The organism is Methylobacterium sp. WL119, assembly GCF_008039875.1.
Classification (GTDB): domain Bacteria; phylum Pseudomonadota; class Alphaproteobacteria; order Rhizobiales; family Beijerinckiaceae; genus Methylobacterium.
Genome location: NZ_VRUU01000138.1, coordinates 1 through 10,498, shown reverse-complemented (window position 1 = coordinate 10,498; position 10,498 = coordinate 1). Strand labels below are relative to the sequence as shown.

Sequence of the window (10,498 nt, the reverse complement as noted above, 5' to 3'; positions counted from 1 at the left end):
GCATCGGGGTCGGCGGGGTTTCGCGGCGGGGAGGCCTGCCTTAGCAGGCCGCCCGCGCCGCCGCGACCCGCTCCCGCGCTCAGTGCGCCGAGGCGATGCCGTCCGCGGTGGTGGCGGTGCCGACGTTCTGGCGCAGGTCGGCCTCGCCGAGGGTCTTGAGCTCGACGCGCAGCAGCACGGTCTGGTTGCGCTCGGCGACGCCGGTCACGGTGGCGATCGGCGAGACGATGTAGTTCAGCGACACCGTGGTGCACTCGTCCTGGTAGCCGGCGCCGACGCTCATGCCCGACAGGTAGAACCGGCCCGGGTTCTGGTAGGTCGGCAGGGTGCCGACCGGGTTGGCGATGTAGCTCGCCAGCGCCTCGGAATAGAGCGTCCGCGTGTCGAGGTAGTGCGTCAGGTCGACGAGCGCCGAGCCGGTGACGAACCAGTTCGGGGTGATGTTGTAGGTCGCCGTCGCGGTGATGCCCTCGCGGCGATGGCTGAAGCCGAGCAGCGGCTGCGCCTCGTAGTACGAGTAGAACGCCGACAGCGACAGCGGCAGGAACGGCGCGAAGCGCGCGGTGACGCCGGTCTCGAAGCGGTTCACCTTGAAGTCCGCGTGGTCGAAGCGGGCGCGGGTGATCAAGCTGATGTTCTGGTTCGGCGAGACCTGGAAGCGGCCCACGAAGTCGGAGGCGGTGCTCTCCAGGCCGGAATCGAGGCCGACATTGGCAATGTCGCCGCGGCGGAACGAGTTGACGCCGGCGAGCTGGATCGACTCGCCGAACATCGCGTTCGCGTACCAGCCCGAGGCGGTGACGACCGAGTACTGCGCGCCGAGGTTGGTGCGCACGCCGCCCTCGACCCGGTCGTAGCCGGAGAACTTGTCCCACTGGAACAGCGAGGTGTCGTCGAAGACGAGGCTCTGCGCGTCCTCGTTCGGCAGGTGGCCGATCCGGGTCTCGGAGGGGCGTGCGATGACCTGGGCGATCGGCTCCAGGGTGTGGACGCCGAGCGGCCCGAAATCGCTGACGAAGGGATAGCGGTAGTCGATGCCGACCGCCGGCATCACCCGGCCGGAGAAGCCGTCGTCGACGGAGGCGATCTGCGGCACCAGGGCGTTCTGGTAGCCCGACAGGCTCGGGTTCACGAAGAACGCGTCGGTGCGCAGGTACGCGAACGGCGTGATCGCTTGGCCGAGGTCGTCGATGAAGGTCCGGCGCCAGGAGAGCTGCGCCGAGGCGCGGGTGTCCGTGCCGGCCAGGCCCCGCACCAGGCAGGTGTTGCGGTTGAAGGTCGTGCAGGTCTCGTAGAGCGGGTAGCTGATGCCGTTGACGCTCGGGCTGAACAGGTAGGTGCCGGTGCGCGGCAGGCCCTGGAAGTCCGTCGCCTCGCGGGTCAGGCTGGTGATGTTGGCCTGGAAGCGGACCTCGCCGCCGAGCTCGCCCGGGCCGTTGATGCGCTTGTCGTAGTCGATCACCGGCAGGACCAGCGGCTGCTCCTTCTGCCAGTCGAAGCTCGACAGGCCCTTGAAGTAGTAGCCGCGCATCTCGAAGTACGAGCGGTCGCCCTGGCCGGTGAGGTACGCGGTCGATACCGCCTCTCGGAAGTAGTCCGTCGTGATCGACTGGTTGCGGATGCGGTAGTTGTCGAGGAACCACTTGTCGGTCACGCCGACGAGGTCCCAGCCGGTGCGCCAGCGGTCGTTGATGTAGAACCGGCCCTTCGATTCGATCGAGCCGCGGAAATCGCGGTCGCCCGCGCCGATCGGTCCCGGCAGGAAGGCCGAGGGCGTCGTCTGGAAGATGCCCGAGACTCGCAGGTTGTAGCTGCCGTTGTCGAGGCGCTGGCGGAACTCGCCCTGCCCGAGCACGCCCTGGCGGCTCAGGAAGGACGGCGACAGCGTCAGGTCGTAATCCGGCGCGAGGTTGAAGAAGTACGGCACCGTCAGGCCGGTGCCGAGCGCCGTCGTGTTGATGAAGCGCGGGGTCAGGAAGCCGCTCTGGCGCTTCACCGTCGGGTCGGCGGACTCGAAATACGGCAGGTAGGCGACCGGGATCCCGGCGATCTCGACGGTCGAGTCTTCGAAGTAGATCGTGTGGGTCTCGTTGTTGTGGATGATCTTGGCGGCGCGCACCTGCCACAGCGGCGGCTTCTCCGGGTGGTCGCGGCACGGCTCGCAGGCGGTGTAGGTGCCGGAATCGAAGCTGGTCTGCTCGCCTTCCAGCCGCTCGCCGCGCGGCGACGAGAAGCGCGTGCGGATGGTCTCGCCCTTGCGCTCCACGGTCTGCTGGATGCGCAGGCTGTCGATGAAGCCGCTCTTGAAGTCGTCGGTGAGCTCCATCTTCTCGCCGGTGACGACGGCGCCGTCCTGGTCGGTCAGGCGGACGTTGCCCTCGGCGAAGACGCGGCTCGAGGCCCGGTCGTAGCGGACGCGGTCGGCCTGCAGCGTGCGCGGGCCGTAATGCAGCTCGGCGTTGCCGCGCGCCGTGACGGTGTTCTTGTCGTTGTCGTAGATCAGCTCGTCGGCCTCGACGAGGAGCTTGTCGCCGGGCTTGCCGGCCACGGGCTTGCCGGCGACCGGCTTGCCGCCCGGCAGGCCCTGGGCGCCCGCGGGCACGGCACCGCCGACGGACGTGCCGGCGCAGAGCAGCGCCAGCAGCCCGAGGACCTTCGCGATGTCGGCGACCTTACGCAACGCCTGTCCCAACTCCGCTGACGCCCGCCGCCACGTTTCCGTCCACGTCCGTCTCCCGTGCCCGCTCCGGAGAGCGGGCGTCAGCCGTCTTCCTGGTACAGAAGCGTGAGCGTACCGAGAAGGCTTCCTACCACGGCCGGGAACCACGCCGCCACCGGCGCCGCGACGATCCCGGAGGCTCCGAGGCCTTCCATCACCTGGCGGGCGACGTACAGGGCGAACCCCGCGGCGACCCCTCCGAGCACCAGCTTTCCCACACCACCAAAGCGGAAGAACCGTAAGGAAACGGTTGCCGCCACCAGGACCATGGCCAGGAAGAGGATCGGCCGGGCCCACAGCACATCATACTGGAGACGGTAGCGGGTCGCATCCAACCCGGCCCGCTCGGTGCGTGCGATGGTGTCGGGTAGTTGCCAGAAAGGCACGGATTCCGGGGGGGTGAAGCGCTGGCGCACCTGGCTCGGATCGAGGGTCGAGGCGATGAGGTAGGTGCCGAAGGCCTCCGGCGGGCTGCCCGGCGTCAGCACCCGGGTGTCGGTCAGCTCCCAGTAGCCGTCGTGCAGGCTCGCCCGCGCGGCGACGATCTGCGAGACGAACAGGCCGGCATCGTCGAAGGTGAAGACCTGCACGCCGGCCAGCGTCGTCGTGCCCTCGATCGCGGTCTCGGCGCGGATGATCGCGCCGCCGTCGAGGCTCTTCTGGCGGATCCACAGGTCCTTGCCCGAGGACGCCTTGGTCGACTTGGCGAAGATCTTCGCCTCGATCTCGGTCGAGCGCTGCTTCATCATCGCCGAGACCGGGTTGTAGACCCCGACCGTGAAGGCGCCGAGCGCCAGGGCGACGAAGAAGCCCGGCTGCAGGAACTGCCAGGCCGAGATCCCGGCGGCGCGCGCCACCACCAGCTCGAGCTTGCGCGAGAGCTGGAGCATGGCCGCCATCGAGCCGAACAGCACGGCGAAGGGCAGCACGCCCTCGGCCACCGCGGGCGTGCGGTAGAGCGAGAGCTGGGCCATCAAACCTGTGGACGCGCCCTCCGCGTCGCCGGCGCGGCGCAGCAGCTCCACGAAATCGAGGGTGTAGACCAGCGCGAACACCGTGATGAACACGCCGAGCACGGTGCGCGCGAAGCGGGCCGCGAAGTAGCGCCCGAGGGTGAACCCGATCAGCATGCGGTTTCAGCCGGCGGCGAGGCGGGGCGCGCGGAACCGCCCCCGCACGGCGGCCGCGAGGCGGCCGTTGAGGGCGCGCACCGCCGGGCCCTGGAAGATGATCAGCGACGACAACGCGATCGCCAGCAGCGGCACCGCGTAGATCGCCGCCACCGCCCCGGCGCTGCGGGTCGCCGCGCTGGTCGCGGTGAAGCCGGCGATGCGCAGGGCGATGACCGCGATGACCGCGCTCGCGACCGCGCCGGCCCGGCCCTGTCGGGTGGTGCGCGGGTCGCCGAGCGCCGCGAACGCGATGAAGACCAGGGCGAGCGGGTAGAGCCAGGCCGAGAGCCGGTCGTGCAGCTCGGCGCGGAAGCGGCCCTTCTGCAGCTGGAAGTAGCCCTCGGTCCTGTCGGGGAAGAGCAGCTGCGCGGTCGAGCGCTCGCGCGGCTTGTACACCGTGTCGCCGTCGGGCGGCGCGAAGGCCGCGAGGTCGATCGTGTAGCGCTCGAAGGTCAGGATCGAGCTGTCCCGCGAATCCTTCTGCTGCTGGTGCACGCTGCCGTTCTGCAGGGCGAGGTAGCTGCCGCCGTCCACGTCGATCGCGTTGCCGCGCTCGGCGAGATAGACCTTGGTCTTGCCGGCTTCGCGCCGGTCCTGGATGAACAGGCCGAGCAGGGCGCCGCCGGGGCCGCGCTCGCGGAAGTGGAAGGTGATGCCGTTGTCGAGCTGGGTGAACTGCCCTTCCTTGACGACGTTGGCGATGAAGTCGCCGCGCACGCGGGTGATCACGTCGCGCAGCTCCTGGAAGCTCGCCGGCATCACCACGATGGTCACGAACCCGACCAGCGCGCTCACCGCGAAGGCCAGCGTGAGGAACGGCCGCAGGATCGCACGCGGCTTCATCCCGGCCGCCGACATCACGATCAGCTCGGAATCGCCGTTGAGGCGGTTGAGCGCGTAGACGACGGCGATGAACAGGGCCACCGGCGCGATCACAACGACGAGGGTCGGCAACGACAGGCCGGTGATGAACAGGAAGACCAGCACGGTCTGGCCCTTGGCCGTGATCAGGTCGAGCTCGCGCAGCGCCTGCGTCACCCAGATCGTGCCGGTGAGGCCGACGAGGCAGGCGAGGAAGGCCCCGAGCGCGATGCGGAAGATGTAGCGCGCGATCTGCGTCATCGAACCCCTACTTCCGCCATGCCCGCCCGTCGCCGCGCCCGCCCGCACGGTCTGGGGCCCCGTCGCCGGATCGCCCGGCCGTCCTTTCCGATGGCGCGTGAACTGGGGCCTTTCGAGGGCGCCCGGGTCGCGTTGCGTTCTCCGCCTCACCGGCTACACAGGGCACCGATGGGCGTGCGGCTGTCGAGCACGCTCGTGACAGCGGAACAGGGCAGAAGGCAACGCCATGTCGGACGGCATCACCATCCATTTCGCCCCCCTCGGCCGGGGCGGATCCGGGGACCTCGTGGTGTTCGTCGGCGACGACCTCGTGCTCGGCGCGGGCGCGCGGGATGCGCTCGGCCAGGGCGGCATCGACCTGATCGCCCGCGCCGCCGGCAGCGAGAAGTTCAAGGCGCGGGCCTCGAGCGCGCTGGTGCTGCCGGCGCCGGCCGGCGTCGACGCCGTTCGGCTGGTGGTGGTCGGCCTCGGCACCGACAAGGACCGCGCCAAGATCGACTGGCCGGTTCTCGGCGGCTTCACCGCGGGCAAGGTCTCGGGCCGCGAGGCGCGCGTGGTGCTCGACTGGCCGGGCGCCGCGATCGCGGCGGCGAACGCCGCCGACTTCGCCCTCGGCGCGCGCCTGCGCAGCTACGGCTTCGACCGCTACAAGACCAAGAAGAAGCCCGACGCCGAGGACACCAAGGCCGCGACCACGCTGACCTTGATGCTCGCCGGCCACGCCGAGGCCGAGGCCGCGGCGCAGGCGAGCACCGCCGTCGCCGAAGGCGTGACGCTGGCCCGCGACCTGATCAACGAGCCGCCGAACGTCCTGACGCCGGAAGAGTTCGCCCGTCGCGCCTCCGAGCTGACCAGGCTCGGCGTCGAGGTCGAGGTGCTGGAGCCGGCCCGGATGCGCGAGCTCGGCATGGGCGCGCTGCTGGCCGTGGCGCAGGGCTCGGTGCGCGAGCCGCGGGTCGTGGTGATGCGCTGGAACGGCGGCCCGGCCGGCGAGGCGCCGGTGGCCTTCATCGGCAAGGGCGTGGTGTTCGATTCCGGCGGCATCTCGATCAAGTCGGCCGGCGGCATGGAGGACATGAAGGGCGACATGGGCGGCGCGGCCGCCGTCGTCGGCACCCTGCACGCGCTCGCCGCCCGCAAGGCGCGGGTCAACGTGGTCGGCGCCATCGGCATCGTCGAGAACATGCCCGACGGCGCCTCCTACCGGCCGTCCGACATCGTCACCTCGATGTCGGGCCAGACCATCGAGGTGATCAACACCGACGCGGAAGGCCGCCTCGTCCTCGCCGACGTGATCTGGCACGTGCAGGGCGCCTACAAGCCGAAATTCATGATCGACCTCGCCACGCTCACCGGCGCGATCATCGTGGCGCTGGGCCAGGACATCGCCGGCCTGTTCTCGAACGACGACGACCTGGCGGCGAAGATCCACGCCACCGGCGAGGCGGTCGGCGAGAAGGTCTGGCGGATGCCGCTCATTCCCGCCTACGACAAGGCGATCGACTCGAAGTTCGCCGACATGAAGAACACCGGCGGCCGCCACGGCGGCGCCGCGACGGCGGCGGCCTTCATCAAGCGCTACGTCAACGACGTGCCGTGGGCGCATCTCGACATCGCGGGCGTCGGCATGTCCTCGACCGCGAGCGAGATCAACAAGAGCTGGGGCGCCGGCTGGGGCGTGCGCCTGCTGGACCGGCTGGTGCGCGACCACTACGAGGCGAAGTAGCGGCCCGGCCGCGTCACGGCGGAGCGCCCGATGCGCAGGACAACCCTCGCGGCCGCACCCGTGGCGGCGGCGTTGCTCTGCCTCGGTCTCGTCGCCGCGACCGGGGTCAGCCAGCGCTCCGACCTGCCGGACTGGCTGGCGCCGCGCGCCTACGGGTTCTTCCTCGACAGCTATCCCCTGTTCGCCTTCGCCCTGGTCTACGGCGTCGCCCGCCTCGTCGCGACGGCCGCGGCGCCGGGGCCGGCCGGGTTGCCGCGCCGCGTCGCCTGGTGCGCCGTCGGGATCGCGGCGCTGCTGGCGGCCGGGTCTTACCCGACCTTCGGCGGCGTGATCCTGCGCGGCGCCTACGGCAGCGGCAGCATGGCGTTCCTGACCGGCCAGCCGCTCTGGCTCGCCTACGCCCTCGGGGCCGCGGTCGGGGCGATCGCCTTCGGCGCGATCCTCGGCCTGTTCGGCTGGCTCGCCAGCGGGCGCCTCCGCCCGCGCGACGGCTGGCGCGCCCGCATCGGGCTGGCCTTCTGCAGCGTCCTTTCCCTGTGGTTCGCCGCCGCCCTGCTCGGGCTCGCGAGGAGCGAGGGCGCGGGGCCGTGGCCGCACCGGGCGTTCACCGCGCGGGAGGCCGGCATCGCCGCGCTCCTGGTCCTGGCGGCCGCCCTGCCGCACGCCGTCGTCTCGGCCTTCCGCCTGCGCGCCCGCATCGCCGCACCATAACGGCCGCGCTGTCAGCCGCGGCGGACCCTCGGCGCCGGCGCTTGCTTGCCGCGGGCGGAGCGATCCCCCACAGTCCGGGCCAAGGGGAGCGAACGCACAAAGCCGATAAGCGTGGCCGCGAATGCCGCGCGCGATGGAGAAACGCCGTGATCCAGGACAGCCGGGCACCGCGCCCATGGCTCGCCGCCTACCCGCCGGGCATGCCGGCGGAGATCGACGCCGACAGCCTCGGCACCCTCGTCGACCTGTTCGAGACCAGCACGGCGCGCTTCGCCGACCGGCCGGCGCTGACGTGCTTCGGCTCCTCGATGTCCTATGCCGCGCTCGGGAGCGCCAGCCGTGCCGTCGCCGCGTGGCTCGCCGCCCAGGGCCTCGCCAAGGGCGACCGCGTCGCGATCATGATGCCGAACGTGCCGGCCTACGCGGTGGCGATCTTCGGGGTGCTGGTCGCCGGCGGCACGGTGGTGAACATCAACCCGCTCTACACGCCGCGCGAGCTGTCGGCGCAGCTCAACGATTCCGGCGCCCGCATCCTGTTCGTGCTCGAGAACTTCGCCCACACCGTCGCCGAGGCGCTGCCCGGGATCGCCCTCGACCACGTGGTGCTCGCCGGTCCGGGCGACGGCCTCGGGCTCAAGGGCCGGGTGATCGACCTCGCCTCCCGCCACCTGAAGAAGGCGGTGCCGCCCTTCGTCCTGCCGGCGGGCAAGGCGGTGCGGCTCGACGCGGTGATGCGTCAGGGCAGGGGGCTGACGGCGCCGAAGGCCGCCGTGACGCAGGACGACCTCGCCTTCCTGCAATACACCGGCGGCACCACCGGCGTCGCCAAGGCGGCGATGCTGACCCACCGCAACATCATGGTGAACGTCGTCCAGAGCGAGGTCTGGTTCGAGGGCCTCGACGAGCCCGGCCGGGTGATGGTCACGGCGCTGCCGCTGTATCACATCTTCGCGCTGACCTGCTGCTTCTTCTTCTTCATGCGCACCGGCGGGAGCTGCCTCCTGATCCCGAACCCGCGCGACGGCGACGGCTTCGTGAGGACGCTGTCGAGGACCCGGTTCACCCACTTCTCCGGCGTCAACACGCTCTTCAACCTGCTGAACAACCACCCGAAGATCGGCACGGTCGACTTCTCGCAGCTCGACTACGTGGTAGCCGGCGGCATGGCGGTGCAGAGCGCGGTCGCCGCGCGCTGGAAGGCGATCACCGGCAAGACCATCATCGAGGGCTACGGCCTGTCGGAGACCTCGCCGGTGGTCTGCGTCAACCCGTATCGCCTCGCGGCGTGGTCCGGCACGATCGGCTATCCGCTGCCCTCGACCGACGTGTCGATCCGCGGCTCGGACGGGATGCCGGTGCCCGCCGGCACCCCCGGCGAGATCTGCGTGCACGGGCCGCAGGTGATGAAGGGCTACTGGAAGCGCCCCGACGAGACCGCCGCGGCGACCACCGCGGACGGGTTCTTCCGCACCGGCGACATCGCCGTGATGGAGACGGACGGCCAGGTGCGGATCGTCGACCGGATGAAGGACATGATCCTCGTCTCCGGCTTCAACGTCTACCCGAACGAGGTCGAGGACGTGCTGTCGGCCCATCCCGGCGTGCTCGAATGCGCCGTGGTCGGCGCGCCCCACGCCGAGACCGGCGAGATGGTGGTGGCCCACGTCGTCCTGCGCGACCCCGCGCTCACCGCCGAGGCGATCCGCGCGCATGCCCGGACCCAGCTCACCGGCTACAAGGTGCCGCGCAGGGTCGTGCTGCACCAGAGCCTGCCGAAGACCAACGTCGGCAAGGTTCTGCGCCGGATGCTCCGCGACGAAGCGCCGCCGACCGGATCCGAAACGGAGGTAACCCCTCCGCCGTAGACGGCGAACAAGACGCGCGCAGCGGTCCACCGGCTCCTCGAGGGGACGGTCGCGACACGTGGCGGGCAGGACAGTGCGGAGACGACGATGCTGATCAAGCGGTTGCGCGGCTGGGAGATTCCCGAGCACCTCGTTACCCCGGAATCCGTGTTCCTCGACCGGCGGGCGCTGCTCGGCGGCTCCGCCGGGCTCGCCGCGGCGGCGATGCTGGGCGGGCGGGCCTTCGCCGACACGGGGCCCTATCCGGCCAAGCGCAACGACGCCTACGCCCTCGACCGCCCGCTGACGCCGGAGGCCTTCAGCGGCGACTACAACAACTTCTACGAGTTCGGCACCTCGAAGACCGTGCTGCCGGCCGCCGACGCGCTCAAGACCAGCCCGTGGACGATCAAGGTCGACGGCCTCGTCGAGAAACCGTTCGAGCTCGGCGTCGAGGACCTGATCCGCAAGATCGGGCTGGAGGAGCGGCTCTACCGCCACCGTTGCGTCGAGGCGTGGTCGATGGCGGTGCCGTGGACCGGTTTCCCGCTGTCCAAGCTCGTGGCGCTGGCGAAGCCCGCCTCGGGGGCGAAGTACGTCCAGCTGACGACCTTCCTCGACCGCAAGATGGCGCCGGGCCAGCGCACCTTCTACCCGTGGCCCTACGTCGAGGGGCTGACGATGGCGGAGGCCGGCAACGACCTCGCCTTCGTCGCCACCGGCATCTACGGCAAGGCGCTGCCGAACCAGTTCGGCGCGCCGATCCGCCTCGCGCTGCCGTGGAAGTACGGGTTCAAGTCGATCAAGTCGATCGTGAAGGTCTCGTTCGTGGCCGAGCGGCCGAAGACCTTCTGGGAGGCGCTCGGCCCGTCCGAATACGGCTTCTGGGCCAACGTCAACCCGGCGGTGCCGCACCCGCGCTGGAGCCAGGCGAGCGAGCGCGTGCTCGGCACCGACACCCGCGTCCCGACGCTGATCTACAACGGCTACGGCGAGCAGGTGGCGGGGCTGTACAAGGACCTGCAGGGCGAGCGGCTGTTCGTGTGAGGCGAAACCCCGTCCGGGGAAGCCGCTGAAGTCTCGACAGGGCTCTTCCCCCCCCTCTGCGGGGGAGGGTGGCCCGCGAAGCGGGTCGGGAGAGGGGAGCGCGCTGTCCGGAGAGGTCGCTCCCCTCTCCCGACCCTCGCTGACGCGAGGCCCACCC

7 protein-coding genes are annotated in these 10,498 nt (G+C 70.7%); 4 read left to right on the top strand and 3 right to left on the bottom strand.

Going from position 1 to position 10,498, the window contains the following annotated elements; genetic code table 11:
- Positions 1-79 precede the first annotated feature (79 nt).
- The 3 genes from FV227_RS26240 to lptF form a co-directional block, all read right to left on the bottom strand.
- Entirely contained in the window at positions 80-2,680 is a 2,601-nt protein-coding gene (locus FV227_RS26240; protein ID WP_147860262.1) for an LPS-assembly protein LptD, read from the bottom strand.
- 80 nt (positions 2,681-2,760) lie between these two features.
- Positions 2,761-3,849 (bottom strand): LPS export ABC transporter permease LptG, encoded by a 1,089-nt coding sequence (gene lptG / locus FV227_RS26235; protein ID WP_147841626.1) that lies wholly within the window; start codon positions 3,847-3,849, stop codon positions 2,761-2,763.
- A 6-nt stretch (positions 3,850-3,855) separates the two neighbouring features.
- Complete coding sequence (lptF, locus tag FV227_RS26230; RefSeq protein WP_147860261.1) at positions 3,856-5,013, bottom strand: LPS export ABC transporter permease LptF; 1,158 nt, start codon at positions 5,011-5,013, stop codon at positions 3,856-3,858.
- 226 nt (positions 5,014-5,239) lie between these two features.
- Between lptF and FV227_RS26225 the strand changes: the two genes are divergently transcribed.
- From FV227_RS26225 to msrP, 4 genes are all read left to right on the top strand, one after another.
- Positions 5,240-6,739 (top strand): leucyl aminopeptidase, encoded by a 1,500-nt coding sequence (locus FV227_RS26225; RefSeq protein WP_147728063.1) that lies wholly within the window; start codon positions 5,240-5,242, stop codon positions 6,737-6,739.
- Between the two features lie 30 nt (positions 6,740-6,769).
- On the top strand, positions 6,770-7,450 hold the full coding sequence (locus tag FV227_RS26220) for a hypothetical protein (protein ID WP_147860260.1): 681 nt from the start codon (positions 6,770-6,772) through the stop codon (positions 7,448-7,450).
- Between the two features lie 146 nt (positions 7,451-7,596).
- Entirely contained in the window at positions 7,597-9,315 is a 1,719-nt protein-coding gene (locus FV227_RS26215) for an AMP-binding protein (RefSeq protein WP_147727015.1), read from the top strand.
- An 87-nt stretch (positions 9,316-9,402) separates the two neighbouring features.
- Positions 9,403-10,341: a protein-methionine-sulfoxide reductase catalytic subunit MsrP gene (gene msrP, locus FV227_RS26210; RefSeq protein WP_147727016.1), complete on the top strand. Its 939-nt coding sequence runs from the start codon at positions 9,403-9,405 to the stop codon at positions 10,339-10,341.
- Positions 10,342-10,498 lie beyond the last annotated feature (157 nt).